We start from the raw sequence: 17,334 nt of genomic DNA, 5'->3' as shown, positions 1-17,334 counted from the left end.
GGGTTCAACTGGGCGGGAATCCTTGTAGGAGCGACGTACGTCGCGACCGCATGGCACCCCGCAGCCTCGATCGCGACTTACGTCGCTCCTACCTGGGAAGCAGTGCCCGGATCCGCTGCGGCTGAAGCCGCTCCCACACGGCGCCACTCATGCCGGCTCGTCGGGGATCAGCGCCGATTCCAGCTGGGCGATGCAGTCCTTCAGCCACAGCTTGCGCTTCTTCATGCGCTTGAGCGTCAGGTCATCGTTCTTGTCGATGTCCAGCAGGGCGAGGCGTGCGATCGCGGTATCGAGGTCCCGATGCTCCTGCCGCAGTCCGGCAAGGCGTCGGGTCACTGCCGCAGGGTCGTCGCTCTCGTGCATGCCGCGAGCTTAGCGCGGCGCGGCGGCACGCGTCAGCGCCGGGACACACTCGACACAGACCCCCGTGGTAGCTGCAAGGCCATGGCTGAACACGGCGGGCCGCGTTGCCGCCGCCGCCGCGTCGACCGGCGGGGGGCCGGTAGAATGGCCGGTCCATGAGCGCCGTCCTTCCCCTGCATCCCGGCCCCCCCGCGAGTTCTTCTGCGGACGCCGCCCCGAGTCCGGCCGCGAGCGACCCGTCGATCCCCATCGTGCTGGCCGCACCCCAGTCGCGTGCCGACGCGCAGGGGAAGCTGGCCACGCGCCTGCGCCACCAGGTCGGCCAGGCGATCGCCGACTTCGGCATGATCGAGGACGGCGACAAGGTGATGGTCTGCCTGTCCGGCGGCAAGGACAGCTACACGATGCTGGACGTGCTGCTGCAGCTGCGCAGGAAGGCGCCGATCGAATTCGAGCTGGTCGCGGTCAACCTCGACCAGAAGCAGCCCGACTTCCCCGCCGACGTCCTGCCGCGCTACCTGGAATCGATCGGCGTCGCCTACACCATCCTGGAGCAGGACACCTACTCGGTGGTGTCGCGCGTGGTGCCGGAAGGCAAGACGATGTGCTCGCTGTGTTCGCGACTGCGCCGAGGCGCGCTGTACACGCATGCGGCCGAGCACGGGTTCACCAAGATCGCGCTGGGCCACCACCGCGACGACCTCATCGCCACCTTCTTCCTCAACCTGTTCTTCCACGCCAAGCTCTCGGGCATGCCGCCCAAGTTGCTGTCGGACGACGGCCGGCACGTGGTGATCCGCCCGCTGGCCTACGTGCGCGAGGACGACATCTCGCGCTATGCCCGGGCCATGCAGTTCCCGATCATCCCCTGCAACCTGTGCGGCAGCCAGGAAAACCTGCAGCGCAAGCAGGTGCAGCGGATGATGGCGGACTGGGAGCGCGCCTCGCCGGGCCGCCTGGAAACGATCGCGCGCGCGCTGGGCGACGTCCGGCCGTCGCAGTTGGGTGATCCGAAGCTGTTCGATTTCCTGGGCCTGCGCGGGTCGATGGCGGACGTGGCCGCTGCGGCAGCGCTCGACGCAGGCGCCGCCCGCGCGACAGGCAGCGCACCCGCGCAATAGCTTCGGCAGACCAATCCCACCGGCTGCCCCGCGGCACGTTCAGCACCACCGCAGACCCCCATTCGCACCCACCGGACTTTCGATGTTCTTTCGCAACCTGACCCTGTTCCGCTTCCCCACCACCCATTCCTTCGACGCCCTGGACACCGGCCTGGCCGAGTGCCTGCTCAAGCCGGTCGGCCCCATGGAACTGTCCAGCCGCGGCTTCGTGCCGCCGCTGGGCCGCGACACCGAGGCGCTGTCGCACCGCAGCGGCGACGCGCTGTGGGTCAGCGTCGGCAGCGAGGAGCGGCTGTTGCCCGGCTCGGTGGTCAACGACCTGCTGGGCAAGAAGCTGGCCGAGATCGAGCGCAAGGAAGGTCGCAAGCCCGGCGGGCGTACGCGCAAGCGGATCAAGGACGAGCTGATCGTCGACCTGTTGCCGCGCGCGTTCATCAAGCCGGGCCGCACCGATGCGCTGATCGACCAGGAACACGGCCTGCTGGTGGTCGACAGCTCCAGCCGCAAGTCGGCCGAGAATGTCGCCAGCGAGATCCGCCGCGCGCTGGGCAGCTTCCCGGCGCTGCCGCTCAACGCCGAGGTCGCGCCGCGTTCGGTGCTGACCGGCTGGGTGGCCGGCGAGCCGCTGCCGGACGGATTGTCGCTGGGCGACGAGTGCGAACTGCGCGATCCGGTCGACCAGGGCGCGGTGGTGAAGTGCCAGCGCATGGAGCTGGACGACAACGCCGAGATCGCCAAGCACCTGGAGTCCGGCAAGCAGGTCACCCGGCTGGCGCTGAACCTGGACGACCACGTGCAGTTCGTGCTGGGCGAGGACCTGGTGATCCGCAAGTTCAAGCTGCTCGACGGCGCGGTCGACCAGCTCGACAGTGGCGATGCCGGCGACATGCTGGCCGAGCTGGACGCCCGCTTCGCTTTGATGAGTGCCGAGGTGAAACGGCTGTTCGTCGTGCTGGAGCGCGCATTGAAGCTGAGTCGCGCAGACGCCTGAAGCCCCGCGCGACGCGCCCCGTGCGGGGGCCGGCCGCGATACCATCCGGGGCGCGCCAGGGACGGGCGCCCGACCCGCCCACCGGCGCTTGCGTACGAGTCCGTTGCCGCCCATACCCGCCTCCCGCCGCCTGCTTGCGCCGACCCCGCGTGTGCAGCAACGCGCATCGTTCGACATCGAGCTGGCCGATGGCCGCAGCGTGCCGGTGCTGTGCGTGCACGATGCGCGCTCGCGGCGGGTAAAGCTGTCGGTGGACGAGCGCGGTGCGCGGCTGTCGCTGCCGCTGCGGGCCAGCGTGGCCACCGGCGAGCGCTTCGTGCGCGAGCACCGCGACTGGCTGGCGCAGCAGATCGATCGCCACGCGCTGGACGCGGTGCCTGGACTGGTGCGCGGCACCACCGCCACCCTGCCGTTGCGTGGCGGCCATTGTGCGCTGGAGTGGCGCGAGGGCCGGTTCACCCGCCTGCAGATGGAGCCGGACGCGGCCGCGCAAACCGGAGGCGACCCGCCCCGGGCGGAGTTCACCACCACCGCGCGCGCCGGCGATGCCGCCCTGCGCCGGGCGCTGCGCGAGTTCTACGAGGCCCAGGCGCGCAGCGACGCGGGCCGCTGGTTGCCGCGCCACGCGCACGGGCTGCCGCGACCGCTGCGGCGGGTGGTGTTCAAGGTGATGTCTTCGCAGTGGGGTTCGCTGGCGCCCGACGGCACCATGCGGCTGGACCTGTCTCTGGTGCTGGCGCGCCCCCGGGCGTTCGAATACGTGCTGGTGCACGAACTCTGCCACCTGGCCCGCGCCGACCATTCCCCCGCGTTCTGGGCCGAAGTCGAGTCGCGCTTCCCGGACTGGCGCGTCGAGCGCGACTACTTCCGCGCCGAAGGACGTCGCCTGAAGGCGACGCTGCGCGGCCTGCTGGGCGGCTGACTGGCCGGCGCCGGCCGCGCGTCGCGTTGGACCGGTGGCGGCGCTCCTGCCGCGCCGAGGTCCATTGCCATGTCGCTTTCAACGCACGTCCGGCTACCATCCGTCCCGGTCCTCTGGCTGGCGCTGCCCGCGCTCCTCCTGGCGGCCGGCTGCAGCAAGTCCCCGGACGAACTCGCTGCGGAAGCCGCGATCCGCGCCGCGACCGGGCACGAGGTCAAGGTCGAGCGCGACGGCGACCAGGTCACCTTCAATACCGACCAGGGCGAGATGCGCATCGCCGGCGGCGACGACCTGGCCCTGCCTGATGCATTCCCCGACGACATCTACCTGCCGCCGGACTACCGGGTCACCAGCGTCATGGACATGGGCGGCACCCACGTGGTCAGCCTGAGCACGCGTGGCCGCGCCAACGCGTTGTTCGAGGAGGCACGCGGGGCGATGGAGAAGTCGGGCTGGCGGCAGACCATGGCCATGCAGCACGACGCCGACAACGCCATGCTCGCCTTCGAGAAGGGCGAACGCGCAACGGTGCTGTCCTTCAACGGCGCCGACGGTGGCGAGGTGCAGGTGGGCGTGCAGCTGCGCGACAGCCGCCAGTAACCCGCGCGCCCGCGGATCAGCGGCCGAAGAAGTCGCCGATCGCCGCTGCGACGCCGGCCGGGTCTTCCATGTGCAGGTGGTGGCTGCCGTCCATCACCACCACTTCGCCCCGCTGCAGGCAGCCGGCGCGGGCATGCCGCAGCACGTCGGGGAAGTACGCCGGCGCCGGGTTGGCGTAGACCACGCGAACCGGGCACTGGATGCCCGCCACCAGGTCGCGCACCTGTGACTCGCTGATCCGTATCGCGGTGGGCAGGGTCAGGCGCGGATCGCTGCGCCAGGCATAGCCGCGGCCGCCCGCGCCGTCCTGGGTGGGGACGATCCCGCGCTCCACCAGCAGCCGCGCGACCGGCTCGCTCAGGCCGTTGGCCTGCATGCGGGCACGCACCGCGGTGGCGATGTCCGGGAACACCCGCAGCGGCCGCCGCGGCGCGGCGAAGGCCTTGAACGCATCCCGCAGGCGCTCGGCGGTGCGGTCCTCACGCTCGGCCAGTGCCCCCAGCGATTCCACCAGCAGCAGCCGGTTGACGCGCTCCGGGCGCGCGGCCGCCATCACGCTGGCGACCGCGCCGCCCAGCGAGTGGGCCAACAGGTCGAAGCGGTCCCAGCCCAGCGAATCGGCCATCGCGAAGCCGGCGCGGGCGAACCCGGCCATGGTGTAGTCGGCCGCCGGCGGCAGGTGCGCGCTGGCACCGTGGCCCGGCATGTCGATCGCGACCAGGTCCAGCCCGGGCAGGTGCGCGGCAAGCGGGGCGAAGCTGTCGGCGTTGTCCAGCCAGCCATGCAAGGCCAGCACGCGGGCTCCGCCGCCATCGCGCCGCCAGCCGGCGAGCCGCCCGAACGGGCTGTCGAGGGTGATCTCGCGCATGCCGGCCGCGCCAGCGCCGGCGCCGTCACCGCTCATTGCCACCCGTCCAGCTGGCCACGGGCGACCGCGGCCAGCGCGCGCGCATGGTCGGGCCGGTCGTTGAGGCACGGGATATAGCGCAGGCTGCCGCCGGCGGTATGCGCGGCGAACTCCTCGGCGAGCATCATCGCCACCTCCTCCAGCGTTTCCAGGCAATCCACCGCGAAGCCGGGCGCGGCGACATCGACCGTGCGGATGCCGCGTGCGGCCAGCGCGGCGAGGGTATCGCTGGTGGATGGCTCCAGCCAGCGCTCGCGGCCGAAGCGCGACTGGTAGCTCATGCTCCACCGGTCCGGCGCCAGCCCGAGCGCGCCGGCGATGGCCGCTGCACTGGCCCGGCACTGGGCGGCATACGGATCGCCGTTGTCGACCAGCCGCTGCGGCAGGCCATGGAAAGAGAACAGCAGGTGGCCGCCATCCCCGTGGAGGGCGCGGTAGTCGCCGATCGAGGTCGCCACCGCGCCGACCCAGCCGGCATCGAGGTGGTAGTCGGCGACCATGCGCGTCTCCATGCCCGTCGCGCGATCCAGCACATCGGCCACGGAGGCCGTGGTGGAGGTCGAGTACTGCGGATACAGCGGCACGGCCAGCACGCGGCGGATGCCCTCGCCGCGCAGCCGCTCCAGCAGCGTGGCGAATTTCGGGTTGCCGTAGCGCATCGCATCGACCACGCGCACGCCGGGCATTTCGCGCTGCACGCCCATCGCCAGCCGTCGCGTGTACACCGCCAGCGGCGAGCCACCCGGCCCCTCGGCGTCGTGGGGCATCCAGACCGACGCGTACTTGTGCGCCACCTTCGGCCCGCGCAGCGGCAAGATCACGAAGTGCAGCAGCGGGCACCACAGCCAGCGCGTCAGGCTGACCACGCGATGGTCGTGGAGGAATTCGGCCAGGTAGCGGCGCACGGCCGCCGCGGTCGGCGCGTCGGGCGTGCCCAGGTTGACCAGTACGATGGCGGTGTCGGGCGGCGCGTCGCCACCCGTAACCGGGTCGGCGCTGGATGCGGAAGTCGCGTTCATCGGCATAGGATGACAGCTGCCGCGGTGCCCGGCAGCCGCGTCGGGTCGCAATGGCGCGTTCCACAGTTGGGCACCGATTCATTGCCGCACCACTAGCCTGAGCCGGCCGTACCGGGGCCCACTGGCCCGCGCGTGGATCCTCGGCGCGTCGAACCCCGCGCCACCGGCGCGGTCCAAGCTTCACCCCAGGCCAGCCCCGGCTTACCCGTGATCACCTTCTGGAGACCGCCATGCGTCGCCTTGCCGTCCTGCTGCTGACCCTCACCTTCGCGTCCGCGACCGTCGCCGGCCCCACCGAGGATGCCCGCGCCCGCAATGCGCTGCGCGTGCTCGACGATATCCAGCACATCCCCGAAGCCGCGATCCCCGACAAGCTGCTGGACGAGGCGCGCGCGATCGTGATCGTGCCCGACACGCTGAAGATCGGCCTGGTACTGGGCGGGCGCCGCGGCCACGGCGTGGTGTCGATGAAGAACCCCGACGGCACCTGGTCGAGCCCGGCGTTCGTCAAGCTGACCGGCGGCAGCATCGGTTTCCAGGCCGGCGTGCAGTCCTCCGACGTGGTGCTGGTGTTCACCGGCCAGCGCGGGCTGGAATCCATCGTCAACGGCAAGATCACCCTGGGCGCGGACGCCAGCGTGGCCGCCGGACCCGTCGGCCGCACCACCGGCCTGGCCACCGATGGCCAGCTCAAGGCCGAGATCTGGTCGTGGTCGCGTGCACGCGGGCTGTTTGCCGGCGTCGCCCTGGACGGCGCGGTGCTGTCCATCGACGACGCCGCCAACCAGGCGGTCTACGGCGCGGGCACCACGCCGCGGATGATCTTCGAGGGCCGCACCCTGCAAGCACCGTCGGATGCTATCGTCGACGTGCGCGACCAGCTGGAGGAGGCCACCGCCAGTGCCCGCATCGCGCGCGGCACCGATCACCGGAATGCGGGCACGCGCGAACCGGTGCCGGCCGGTGGCGCGGTGACCGCGCCGGTGGAAGTCACCGCGCCGCAGGACCCGCTGCAGCCCGAGCCGTTCGAAACGATCGACAACCCCGCCACCATCGAACCATTGCCGTGAGCGGCGCGGTCCGGTCGGCGCAGGGCGCGGCCGGACCCGCTGCGGTATCCTGAGCGCCCGTCCGCACAGGCATCCCCATGGGCAGTTTCAGCATCTGGCACTGGTTGATCGTGCTGGTGGTCGTGGTCCTGGTATTCGGCACCAAGAAGCTGAAGAACGTCGGCCGCGACGTCGGCGAGGCGGTCAAGGGCTTCAAGCAGGGCGTGCAGGATGGCGACGCGGATCGTCCGGACGCCCGCCTGCCGGACCCGCGCACCGACAGCCACGACGAGGACCGCACCCGGCCGCCGCGCCCGGAGTCGTCCACGCCGCCGCGCGACGAGACCCGGCCCTGACCGCGCGCCCCGGCGTGCGCGGGCCCGGCCCATGTTCGACATCGGTTTCTCCGAGCTGTTCCTCGTCGCCGTCGTGGCACTGATCGTGCTGGGACCCGAGCGCCTGCCCCGGGCCGCGCGCTTTGCAGGCCTGTGGGTGCGACGGGCGCGGGCGCAGTGGTACTCGGTCAAGGCCGAGCTGGAGAACGAACTGGCCGACGAGGAGTTGCGCCGCAGCCTGCGCCAGGCCCACGCCGACCTCGACGACGCGCGCGCCGCGGTCGTGGCCAGCGGCGAAGCGGTCCGCGACGGCTTCGGCACCGGTGCCCGTGACCCGCTGCCCGGCGGCCCCGAAAAGCGCGACCCCGACCCCGGCGGGCCGCCCGCGGGGGATCCCGACCCGGGCGCGCTGCCGCGCCGCGACCCCGGCGTCGATGTGCCGGTGCAGGAGCCGCCGCCGGGCCCGGACGAACCCACGCCCACGCCGGTGCCGGACCACCATGACCCCCGACGAGGCTGAGCGCGCCGCTGCTGGCACGCCCGCCGAGCCGCGCCTGATCGACCACCTGCTGGAACTGCGCGCCCGGCTTCTGCGCGCGGTGGTGGGCCTGGTGCTTGTTTTGCTGGTGCTGCTGCCGTTCGCCAACGATCTCTACGCGTGGTTGTCGGCGCCGCTGCTGGCCAAGCTGCCCGCCGGCGGCCAGCTGATCGCGGTGGAGGTCGCTTCGCCGTTCTTCGCCCCGCTCAAGCTGGCGTTCTTCGTCGCAGTGATGCTGTCCATGCCGTGGCTGCTGTACCAGGCGTGGGCGTTCGTTGCGCCCGGGTTGTACCAGCGCGAGAAGCGCCTGGCGCTGCCGTTGCTGGTATCGGCCGTCGCGCTGTTCTACGCCGGCTGCGCGTTCGCGTTCTACCTGGTGCTGCCGACGGTGTTCGGGTTCCTGGCCGGGGTCACGCCCGAGGGCGTGGCGATGATGACCGACATCAACGCCTACCTCGACTTCGTGCTGGTGATCTTCCTGGCGTTTGGGCTGAGCTTCGAACTTCCCGTCGCGCTGGTGGTGCTGGCGCTGATGGGCTGGGTGACACCGGCGCAGTTGGCCGAGTCGCGTGGGTACGCGATCGTCGGCATGTTCGTGGTCGCCGCGATCATCACCCCGCCGGATGTCGTCTCGCAGCTGATGCTGGCCATACCGATGTGCCTGCTGTACGAGGTCGGCATCGTCGCCGCACGCGTGGTGGCGCCGCGGGGCGGGGCCTGATCGTTCCGGAGGCGCGCGGACACCAAAGCTGCAGGAACAGCGTCAGCCGCGATCGGCACCCGCGGTCTCTTGTAGGAGCGACGTAAGTCGCGACCCGTCAGGCCGCGGAATTGCGCGGTCGCGACTTACGTCGCTCCTGCAGGGGAGAGGATGCGGTGAGCTGGCCATCGCGGCTGAAGCCGCTCCTACAGGTGGGACCGGGGTTTCGGGTTAGGCCTCGAACCCGCCCGACGCCGGCGTTACCGCGGTCGATACCGGTGCATCGCCCAGCATCTGCTTCCACGCGTTGTACAGCGCGCCGGCCATCACCGGCATGAGCACGCCCATCATCAGCAACTGGCCGACGAACAGCGCCGCGGCCTGGCCGATCGCGAAGCCCAGCAGCGCGGTCAGGATGTTGACGCCGATGCTGATGGCAACCACCGCGATGAACATCAGCACCACCAGCAGCAGCACCGCCGGCAGGTTGCGCAGGCAGGCGCGGAAGCTGGCGCCCATCGCGGCGAAGGCGCCGCGGTCGGTGAACATCACGTCGGGAATGGCGATGAAGGTGAAAAAGCCGACCACCACGCCGACCACCATCGCCAGCACCAGCCAGCCGAACATGCGGTCGGTCGGCAGGCTCTCGACCAGCGCAGGGTCCGGATCGTCCTGCAGCTGCTGCATCACCAGCGCCATCTGCTGCAACTGCTCGGCCCCGAACATGGCCATCAGCAGCGCCACCAGGACCGCCAGCGCGGCGATCTGCGGTAGCAGCATGGCCAGCAGACGGGGCAGCTTGCCTTCGCGCACGCCCTGGGCGAGATGGACCGGCAGGGCACTGCGCCCCAGGTCGACCTCGCGTGCGGCGTAGATCAGGCCGCCGAACAGGATCGGGCCCAGCACCGCGACGATGAAGGTCAGCCACAACTGCCCCGACATCGCCGCCAGCATCGACAGCGCGCCCCAGATCACGCCCAGCAGCCCCAGTGCCAGGGGCGCCTTGCGCAGCAGGCCGAAGCCGGCCAGCAACCATTCCGCGCCGGCATTGAACGGCACCTTGCGAATCTGCGTCATATCGGGTTCCCGGTGGATCGGTGGTGTCGCCTGGGTGGCCATCTTAAACGCGATGGCCGCCGGTCCCCCTACCGGGGGGGCAGTCCGCGCACGTGGTGCACGAACCGCTTCAGCACCCGGCGTGCCTCGGGCGCGGCACGCACGTCGCCGGTGATGGTCTTCGGGCAGAGGCCCTCGCGCTGGAGCGCGACGCGCCGTGCCTGCACGTAGCCGCGCATGTGGGTGGCGCTGAACTCGGGGTGGAACTGCACCCCCCAGGCCGCCTCGCCCCAGCGGAAGGCGTGGCAGGGGTCGTGGTCCGAGCGCGCCAGCACGGTGGCACCCTCGGGCGGCGCGAGCACCGTCTGCAGGTGGGTGACCTGGGCGGCGAAACTCTCGGGGATGGGGCCGAACACCGGGTCGTCCTGCGCCGGCGGCAGCAGTTGGATGTCGACCGTGCCCATCTCGCGACCGCCGGGATGGTCGCCCACCTCACCCCCCAGAGCGTGCGCCAGCAGCTGGTGGCCGTAGCAGATGCCGAACACCGGCAGCCCGGCGTGCGCGGCGTCGCGCAGCCAGTCGGCGCTGGCCTCGGACCAGTCGGCACGGTCGGTGACCATCGCGCCCGAGCCGCTGACGATCACGCCGGCGAAACCCTCGCGCGCGGGCAGCGGTTGCCCGGCCTGGACGTCCACGGCGATCGCGTCGGACTCGGCCAGGCCGGCGGCGACGCGGATCCAGTGGGGGAAGCCGCCGTGGCGGCGCATGGAGGCGACCGGCTGGCCGGTCTCCAGGATCAGGAAAGGGGGCATGGGACCTGCGGGAGACTAGTCTTGCGGCGGTAGTACGGAAACCACTTCGGCAATTGTAGTCAGGCCCCGGGCCACCTTGTCGGCCGCGGCCATCCGCAACGTGCAGATACCCTCCTCGGCGGCCGCGCGCGAGAACGCGGCCAGGTCGGTGTCGGCCTGGATCAGCCCGCGCAGGCGCGGGGTCACGGTGAGCAGTTCATACAGCCCTACCCGGCCCAGGTACCCGGTGCGCCGGCACTCCAGGCAGCCCACCGCGGCGTTGGGGTGCTGCTGGGCCGGTGGCGGCGCCTCGCCCAGAAGCCCGCGCCAGTCCTCGGCATCCAGGGTCGTGGCGCGCTTGCAATGCGGGCACAGGGTGCGCACCAGCCGCTGCGCCAGCACGCCGTTGAGCGTGGACGCCACCAGGTAGTGGGGCACGCCCAGGTCGAGCAGGCGGGTGATCGCCGAAGCGGCGTCGTTGGTGTGGAGCGTGGACAGCACCAGGTGGCCGGTCAGCGCGGCCTGCACCGCCATCTGCGCGGTTTCCAGGTCGCGGATCTCGCCGATCATGATGATGTCCGGGTCCTGCCGCAGCAGCGTGCGCACGCCACTGGCGAAGTCCAGGTCGATGCCCGGCTGCACCTGCATCTGGTTGAACTCCGGGGCGACCATCTCGATCGGGTCCTCCACGCTGCACACGTTGACGTCCGGCGTGGCCAGCCGCTTGAGCGTGGAATAGAGCGTGGTGGTCTTGCCCGAGCCGGTCGGCCCGGTGACCAGCACGATGCCGTGCGGGCGTTCGACCAGCGCGTTCCAGCCGGCGGCCTCGTCGGCGCTGAAGCCCAGTTGCGCGATGTCCTTGATCGCCGTGTCGGGGTCGAAGATGCGCATCACGCACTTCTCGCCGAACGCGGTGGGCATGGTCGACACCCGCATCTCGACCTCGCGCCCGCCCGGCGAGCGGGTCTTGATGCGCCCGTCCTGCGGACGCCGGCGCTCGGCCAGGTCCATCCGCGACAGCACCTTGATCCGGCTGACCACCGCGGTCATCACCGCCGGCGGCAGCTCGAAGACCTTGTGCATGACGCCGTCGATGCGGAAGCGCATGCGGCCCATGTCGCGCCGTGGTTCCAGGTGGATGTCGGAGGCGCGCTGCTCGTAGGCGTACTGCAGCAGCCAGTCAACGATGTGGACCACGTGGTGGTCGTCGGCGCCGACCTCGCCGACCCGGCCCAGTTCGATCAGCTGTTCGAAGTTGGGCACGCCTGCCGCTGCGTCGCGGGTATCGCGGGCGCCGCGCACCGAGCGCGTCACCCCGAAGAACTCCATGGTGTAGCGATGCAGGTCCAACGGGTTGACCACGGCCAGCTCGACCGGGCGGCGCGTCAGGTGCTGCAGGTCGTCCCACCAGGCCAGGTCGGTGGGTTCGCTGGTGGCCACCAGCACGCGCTCGTGGCTGACCGCCAGCGGCAGGATCCGGTGCCGGCGGGCATAGGCATGCGAGACCACCGCGGTGGCGGCGGCGACGTCCACGCGGGTGGGGTCGATGCGCAGGTAGCGGTGGCCGGTCTCGTGCGCCAGCCACTCGGTCAGGCGTTCCAGGCTCAATTCGGTGCCCGGATGGCGGCGCGAGTCCAGCTTGAAGTTGGCCAGCAGGACCAGCGGGTGCACGTCGCCGGCCTGGCGGGCGCCGGCACTGGCGCGGACCCGCTCGGCATCCGTCGCGCCGATCAACCCGTCCTCGGCGAGCGCCGCGGCGACCCGGGCCAGCGACAGGCGGCCGGACGGAAGGCGGGATGGCACCGGCGGGGTGGCTTCGCCGGGGACGTGTCGCGGCTCGTTCAAGCCATCGCTCCTGCGGATGCGGTCGGCGCGGGCGCACTGCCGTGGAGGGCTTCGCCGTGTGCCAAGAGGGGACGTCGTGAAGGTGCCCGCCGCGACGGACGGATGCCGTGAAGGCGCTCGTTATACTAGCGCGCCCCGACCCACGGCCCTTTCCGCCATGAGCGACGCCCGGCCCACCGCGGTCACCTTCCAGCAACTGATCCAGCGCCTCAACGCCTACTGGGCGGAGCAGGGCTGCGTGCTGGTCCAGCCGCTCGACCTGGAGGTCGGGGCCGGCACCTTCCACCCGGCCACCTTCCTGCGCTCGCTAGGCCCGGAGCCGTGGAACGCCGCCTACGTGCAGCCGTGCCGCCGACCGACCGACGGCCGCTACGGCGACAACCCCAACCGGCTGCAGCGCTACTACCAGTACCAGGTGGCGATGAAGCCCTCGCCCGACAACATCGTCGAGCTGTACTTCGACTCGCTGAAGGCGCTGGGCGTGGACCCGCTGGTGCACGACCTGCGCCTGGTCGAGGACAACTGGGAGTCGCCGACGCTGGGCGCCTGGGGCCTGGGCTGGGAGGTGTGGCTCAACGGCATGGAGGTCACCCAGTTCACCTACTTCCAGCAGGCCGGAGGCATCGAGTGCAAGCCGGTGCTGGGCGAGATCACCTACGGCCTGGAGCGGCTGTGCATGTACCTGCAGAACGTCGACAACGTGTTCGACCTGGTGTGGACGCACGGCCCCGATGGCGCGCCGGTGACCTACCGCGACGTCTACCACCAGAACGAGGTCGAGCAGAGCACGTACAACTTCGAGCACGCCGACGTGGCCGAACTGTTCCACCGCTTTGATGCCTGCGAGGCCGAAGCGGTGAAGCTGACCGGGCTCGGCCTGCCGCTGCCGGCGTACGAGCAGGTGTGCAAGGCCAGCCACAGCTTCAACATGCTCGATGCGCGCCGCGCGATCTCGGTCACCGAGCGCCAGCGCTACATCCTGCGCGTGCGGCGCATCGCGCAGGGCGTGGCCGAGGCGTACTTCGCCCAGCGCGAGAAGCTCGGGTTCCCGGGGCTCAAGCCGGTGTCGAAGGCTGCCTGAGCGCCCGGTCACGGCGACCCAGGGGACGCGACCGGCTTGCCTTGCAGCCATCCACCCGCCCAGGCACCAATTGGCGCCGCACCCAACCGCCCCGGGCCTGTAGATCCAGCGCCATGTGTTCCACCTCCGTGGCGGCATCGCCGCCCAGACCGGTCACGGCCGGTTTGTCTCCCATCGGGAGGACGACCCCAGCAACCACAGAAGGCACCACGCCATGACCGATACCCCACCCCTGCCGATGCTGCCCCTGCTCGTGGAACTGGGCACCGAGGAACTGCCGGTCAAGGCGCTGCCTGGACTGGCGCGGGCGTTCCTGGACGGCGTGCTCGACGGCCTGTCCCGGCGCGGCATCGCCGTGGAGCGCGGCGCGGCCAAGCCGCTGTACTCGCCGCGCCGGCTGGCGGTCGCGCTGCCGGCGGTGGCGGTGGAGCAACCCGAGCAGCGCTCGGAAGTGCCGGGCCCGTACCTCAACATCGCGCTGGACGCCGACGGCCAGCCCACGCGCGCGCTGCAGGGTTTCGCCGCCAAGGCAGGGGTGGAGTGGACCGCGCTGGAGAAGACCACCGACGCCAAGGGCGAGCGCTTCGTGCACCGCGCAGTGACGCCGGGCGCGCGCACCGCCGAGCTGCTGGGCGAGGTCGTGCGCGAGGCGATCGCCGCCATGCCCATCCCCAAGCCGATGCGCTGGGGCGCGCACGAGCACGCCTTCGCCCGTCCGGTGCACTGGCTGGTGCTGATGCTCGGCGGCGAGATCGTGGACGCCGAGGTGATGGGCGCGCGCAGCGACCGGATGAGCCGCGGCCACCGCTTCATGCACGACAAGCCGGTGTGGATCGGCGGCGCCGACGACTACGTTGACGCCCTGCGTGGCGCCAAGGTGCTGGTCGATCCGGACGAGCGCCGGGCACGCATCAAGGCCGAGGTCGAAGCCGCCGCGCGTACCGCCGGCGGCGTGGCGCGCATCGACGAGGGCATCCTCGAAGAGGTGAACGACCTGGTTGAATGGCCGAAGGCCGTGGCCTGCAGCTTCGAACGCGAGTTCCTGGCCGTGCCGCAGGAAGCCCTGGTCGCGACCATGGAAACCAACCAGAAGTTCTTCCCGGTGCTGGACGCGCAGGGCCGGCTCAGCGAGCACTTCGTCGGCATCGCCAACATCGAGTCGAAGGACGAGGCCGAGGTCCGCAAGGGCTACGAGCGCGTCATCCGCCCGCGCTTCGCCGACGCCAAGTTCTTCTTCCTGGAGGACATGAAGCAGGGCCTGGCGTCGATGAACGAAGGCCTGGCCACGGTCACCTACCAGAAGGCGCTGGGCTCGGTGGCCGACAAGGTCGCGCGGGTCGCCACGCTGGCAGAGGCGATCGCACCGCGGGTCGGCGTGGAGCCGTCACTGGCCCGCCGCGCCGCCCAGCTGTCCAAGGCCGACCTGCAGTCGCGCCTGGTCGGCGAGTTCCCCGAGCTGCAGGGCATCGCCGGTCGCCACTACGTGATGCAGGACACCGCGCTGTCGGACCTGTCGATGCCCGACCGCACCGCGGTGGCCGATGCCATCGACGAGGTGTACATGCCGCGCTTCGCCGGCGATGCGATCGCCCCGTCGAAACTCGGCCAGGTGCTGGCGATCGCCGAGCGCCTGGACACGCTGGCCGGCGGGTTTGCCGCGGGCCTCAAGCCGACCGGCAACAAGGACCCGTTCGCGCTGCGGCGCAATGCGCTGGGGCTGGCGCGGACGTTGATCGAGGGCGGAGTGGATGTCGCTCTGGATCCGATGCTCGCGGCCGCGTTGGACGCCCAGGACGTCAAGCTGTCGGCCGATGCCAACACCGAGTCGACCGCCGCCGACCTGCGGGACTTCATCCTCGACCGCCTGCGCGGCTACTACGCCGACCAGGGCGTGACGCCGCAGCAGTTCGAGGCCGTGGCGCAGGTGTTCCCGGTGGTCGCGGGCACTGTAGGAGCGGCTTCAGCCGCGAACGCCAATTCAGGCGCGTCGTCGGCCGGCTCCCTTCTCGACTTCGACCGCCGCCTCAGGGCGCTGGTCGAGTTCGCCGCCCTGCCGGAGGCCGAAGCGCTCGCCGCGGCCAACAAGCGCAGCCGCAACATCCTGCGGAAGGTCGAGGGCGGCGTGCCCACCGCGATCGACCCCGCGCTGTTCGCCGACGACGCCGAACGCGAACTCGCCGGGGCCGTTGACGCCGCCATAGCCGACACCGACCCGCTGCTCGCCTCGCGTGACTACGTGGCGGTGCTCGGTCGGCTGGCGCGGCTGCGACCGCAGGTGGACCGCTTCTTCGACGAGGTCATGGTCAACGCCGAGGACCCGGCCGTGCGCGCCAACCGCCTTGCGCTGCTCAAGCGGCTCAGCGACCGGCTGGGCAGCGTGGCGGCGATCGAGCATTTGTCGAGCTGAGGTCGGGTGGCTCGCCGGCGGCGGGGCACGTGCCCGCCGGCGAATCGTGCGTTCGTTTCTCCATTTCCTCACTCCCCGAGCCTCCTTCTCCCCGCTGCACCCTGCGTTGACGGCCGCATCCGGATGCTCGCCCGATGGCCAGCCGACGCCCCGCCTCCAAGCCCGCCACGCCCGCCGCGGCCGGGAACGAGGCGGCCATCGGGCACGCGCGGGCCGCCCGCCTGCGCTACGTCAGCGACCTCGATCCGGGTTACGACCGCCAGCGGAGCGGCAGCGGCGGCTTCAGCTACCGCAACCCGGCCGGCAAGGTCGTGCGCGACGCCGGCGAGCTGCAGCGCATCAGCGCACTGGCGGTGCCACCGGCCTATACCGACGTGTGGATCTGCATGCATCCGCGCGGCCACCTGCAGGCCACCGGACGCGATGCGCGCTCGCGCAAGCAGTACCGCTACCACGCCGAATGGCAGCGCGTGCGTGGCGAAGGCAAGTTCGACCGCATCATCACCTTCGGCGAAGCGTTGCCGCGGCTGCGTCGCCGGCTCAAGCGCGACCTCGCCCTGCCGGGCTACCCACGCGACAAGGTGCTGGCGATCGCGGTGGCGGTGATGGCGGCCACGCTGATCCGGGTCGGTAACGACAGTTATGCCCGCAGCAACAAGTCGTTTGGACTGACCACGCTGCGCAACCGCCACATCGCGTTCCTGCGCGGGGGGCGGGCGCGGCTGAGCTTCCGCGGCAAGGGCGGGCTGGCGCACGACATCGAGCTGGATGACGCAAAGCTGGGCCGCGCGATCCGGCGCATCCAGCAGCTGCCCGGGCAGGCACTGTTCCAGTACCGGGATGACGACGGGACCCTGCAGCCGGTCGACTCCGGCGACGTCAACGACTACCTGGGCGAGTCGATGGGCGAGGACTTCACCGCCAAGGACTTCCGCACCTGGGGCGGCACCCTGGCCGCGTTCCAGCGCTTTGCCGCCACCCCGCTGCCCGAACCGGTGCGGGGCGACGCGCCCAGCGAAACCGCGCTGCGCGCGGTGGAAAAGTCGGTCATCGCCGACGTGGCGCAGGTGCTGGGCAACACCCCCGCGGTATGCCGCAAGGCCTACGTCGACCCTTCGGTGCTGGCCGGGTGGCGCGATGGCTCGCTGGTGCGCGCCGCCAACGGGGCACGCGGCGCGCGGCAGTGGGAAGCGGCGACGCTGAAGTTCCTCAAGCGTTCGCGCCGCGAGGCCAGGCGCAAGGCCAGGCCGGCGGGGAAGAAGCCGCGCTGACCGCCGCGTGCCGGATGCCGGTGGCCCACCCGTGCACCTGTTTCACGGCGCGTGACGGCTGCCACGCCGACACTCGCACGTCCCCCCACGCAGGAGCACCGCCATGGCCCGTTGCGACGTCTGCGGCAACGACTACGACAAGGCATTCACCGTCACCACGCCGGAACGCAGCGGCACCTACGACTGCTTCGAGTGTGCGATCCACGCGCTGGCCCCGAGCTGCGCCAATTGCGGGTGCCGCATCATCGGCCACGGCAGCGAGCACGACGGCACGTTCTACTGCTGCGCACACTGCGCCAAGAAGGCCGGGGTCAAGGGACTCGACGACCGGGTCTGAG

At 71.2% G+C, this 17,334-nt stretch carries 18 protein-coding genes; 12 read left to right on the top strand and 6 right to left on the bottom strand.

Going from position 1 to position 17,334, the window contains the following annotated elements; genetic code table 11:
- Positions 1 to 147: 147 nt before the first annotated feature.
- Positions 148 to 363 (bottom strand): YdcH family protein, encoded by a 216-nt coding sequence (locus tag ACJQWL_RS11255; RefSeq protein WP_330969720.1) that lies wholly within the window; start codon positions 361 to 363, stop codon positions 148 to 150.
- 155 nt (positions 364 to 518) lie between these two features.
- On the opposite strand from ACJQWL_RS11255, the gene ttcA reads away from it, so the two are divergent.
- The 4 genes from ttcA to ACJQWL_RS11235 all read left to right on the top strand — a co-directional run bounded on the left by ttcA (position 519) and on the right by ACJQWL_RS11235 (position 3,997).
- Complete coding sequence (gene ttcA / locus ACJQWL_RS11250) at positions 519 to 1,484, top strand: tRNA 2-thiocytidine(32) synthetase TtcA (RefSeq protein WP_411300902.1); 966 nt, start codon at positions 519 to 521, stop codon at positions 1,482 to 1,484.
- Between the two features lie 82 nt (positions 1,485 to 1,566).
- Complete coding sequence (locus ACJQWL_RS11245) at positions 1,567 to 2,475, top strand: recombination-associated protein RdgC (protein WP_330969721.1); 909 nt, start codon at positions 1,567 to 1,569, stop codon at positions 2,473 to 2,475.
- 112 nt (positions 2,476 to 2,587) lie between these two features.
- The gene (locus tag ACJQWL_RS11240; RefSeq protein ID WP_330969726.1) at positions 2,588 to 3,397 is read left to right on the top strand and encodes a YgjP family zinc-dependent metalloprotease; all 810 of its coding nucleotides are present in this window, start codon (positions 2,588 to 2,590) and stop codon (positions 3,395 to 3,397) included.
- 69 nt (positions 3,398 to 3,466) lie between these two features.
- Complete coding sequence (locus tag ACJQWL_RS11235) at positions 3,467 to 3,997, top strand: hypothetical protein (RefSeq protein ID WP_330969722.1); 531 nt, start codon at positions 3,467 to 3,469, stop codon at positions 3,995 to 3,997.
- Between the two features lie 16 nt (positions 3,998 to 4,013).
- Here ACJQWL_RS11235 and ACJQWL_RS11230 read toward each other — a convergent pair whose 3' ends face one another.
- Both ACJQWL_RS11230 and hemH read right to left on the bottom strand, forming a co-directional pair.
- Positions 4,014 to 4,865 (bottom strand): alpha/beta fold hydrolase, encoded by an 852-nt coding sequence (locus ACJQWL_RS11230; protein ID WP_330969727.1) that lies wholly within the window; start codon positions 4,863 to 4,865, stop codon positions 4,014 to 4,016.
- Positions 4,866 to 4,897: 32 nt separating this feature from the next.
- On the bottom strand, positions 4,898 to 5,923 hold the full coding sequence (gene hemH / locus ACJQWL_RS11225; RefSeq protein ID WP_330969723.1) for a ferrochelatase: 1,026 nt from the start codon (positions 5,921 to 5,923) through the stop codon (positions 4,898 to 4,900).
- 230 nt (positions 5,924 to 6,153) lie between these two features.
- Here hemH and ACJQWL_RS11220 point away from each other — a divergent pair, with 230 nt between their 5' ends.
- The 4 genes from ACJQWL_RS11220 to tatC all read left to right on the top strand — a co-directional run bounded on the left by ACJQWL_RS11220 (position 6,154) and on the right by tatC (position 8,566).
- Positions 6,154 to 6,993 (top strand): lipid-binding SYLF domain-containing protein, encoded by an 840-nt coding sequence (locus tag ACJQWL_RS11220; protein WP_330969724.1) that lies wholly within the window; start codon positions 6,154 to 6,156, stop codon positions 6,991 to 6,993.
- A gap of 77 nt (positions 6,994 to 7,070) precedes the next feature.
- Positions 7,071 to 7,328 (top strand): Sec-independent protein translocase subunit TatA, encoded by a 258-nt coding sequence (gene tatA, locus ACJQWL_RS11215; RefSeq protein ID WP_330969725.1) that lies wholly within the window; start codon positions 7,071 to 7,073, stop codon positions 7,326 to 7,328.
- A 31-nt stretch (positions 7,329 to 7,359) separates the two neighbouring features.
- Positions 7,360 to 7,827, top strand: a complete 468-nt coding sequence (tatB, locus tag ACJQWL_RS11210) for a Sec-independent protein translocase protein TatB (protein WP_411300901.1) — start codon at positions 7,360 to 7,362, stop codon at positions 7,825 to 7,827.
- The gene (tatC, locus tag ACJQWL_RS11205; protein ID WP_330969364.1) at positions 7,808 to 8,566 is read left to right on the top strand and encodes a twin-arginine translocase subunit TatC; all 759 of its coding nucleotides are present in this window, start codon (positions 7,808 to 7,810) and stop codon (positions 8,564 to 8,566) included. Before tatB ends, tatC begins: the two co-directional genes overlap by 20 nt.
- A gap of 210 nt (positions 8,567 to 8,776) precedes the next feature.
- Here the strand turns inward: tatC and ACJQWL_RS11200 are convergent, their stop codons facing one another.
- The 3 genes from ACJQWL_RS11200 to ACJQWL_RS11190 form a co-directional block, all read right to left on the bottom strand.
- Positions 8,777 to 9,622, bottom strand: a complete 846-nt coding sequence (locus ACJQWL_RS11200) for a BPSS1780 family membrane protein (protein WP_330969363.1) — start codon at positions 9,620 to 9,622, stop codon at positions 8,777 to 8,779.
- Positions 9,623 to 9,690: 68 nt separating this feature from the next.
- A complete protein-coding gene (locus ACJQWL_RS11195) occupies positions 9,691 to 10,413 on the bottom strand; it encodes a glutamine amidotransferase (RefSeq protein ID WP_330969362.1) in 723 nt (240 codons plus the stop codon).
- Between the two features lie 15 nt (positions 10,414 to 10,428).
- Positions 10,429 to 12,237, bottom strand: a complete 1,809-nt coding sequence (locus ACJQWL_RS11190; RefSeq protein WP_411300900.1) for a GspE/PulE family protein — start codon at positions 12,235 to 12,237, stop codon at positions 10,429 to 10,431.
- A 157-nt stretch (positions 12,238 to 12,394) separates the two neighbouring features.
- Between ACJQWL_RS11190 and glyQ the strand changes: the two genes are divergently transcribed.
- The 4 genes from glyQ (at position 12,395) to ACJQWL_RS11170 (ending at position 17,333) form a co-directional block, all read left to right on the top strand.
- Positions 12,395 to 13,318 (top strand): glycine--tRNA ligase subunit alpha, encoded by a 924-nt coding sequence (gene glyQ / locus ACJQWL_RS11185; protein ID WP_330969361.1) that lies wholly within the window; start codon positions 12,395 to 12,397, stop codon positions 13,316 to 13,318.
- 238 nt (positions 13,319 to 13,556) lie between these two features.
- Positions 13,557 to 15,725 carry a glycine--tRNA ligase subunit beta gene (glyS, locus tag ACJQWL_RS11180; protein WP_330969365.1) on the top strand — a complete coding sequence of 723 codons (2,169 nt, stop codon included), beginning with the start codon at positions 13,557 to 13,559 and terminating at the stop codon, positions 15,723 to 15,725.
- Between the two features lie 134 nt (positions 15,726 to 15,859).
- Positions 15,860 to 16,996 carry a DNA topoisomerase IB gene (locus tag ACJQWL_RS11175; RefSeq protein WP_330969360.1) on the top strand — a complete coding sequence of 379 codons (1,137 nt, stop codon included), beginning with the start codon at positions 15,860 to 15,862 and terminating at the stop codon, positions 16,994 to 16,996.
- A gap of 103 nt (positions 16,997 to 17,099) precedes the next feature.
- A complete protein-coding gene (locus tag ACJQWL_RS11170) occupies positions 17,100 to 17,333 on the top strand; it encodes a metallothionein (RefSeq protein ID WP_330969359.1) in 234 nt (77 codons plus the stop codon).
- Position 17,334: the final 1 nt, after the last annotated feature.

Source organism: Novilysobacter viscosus, assembly GCF_046600715.1.
Taxonomy (GTDB): Bacteria; Pseudomonadota; Gammaproteobacteria; order Xanthomonadales; family Xanthomonadaceae; genus Lysobacter_C; species Lysobacter_C viscosus.
The sequence above is the reverse complement of the archived record's forward strand: the minus strand, read 5'-3'. Positions and strand labels throughout refer to the sequence as shown.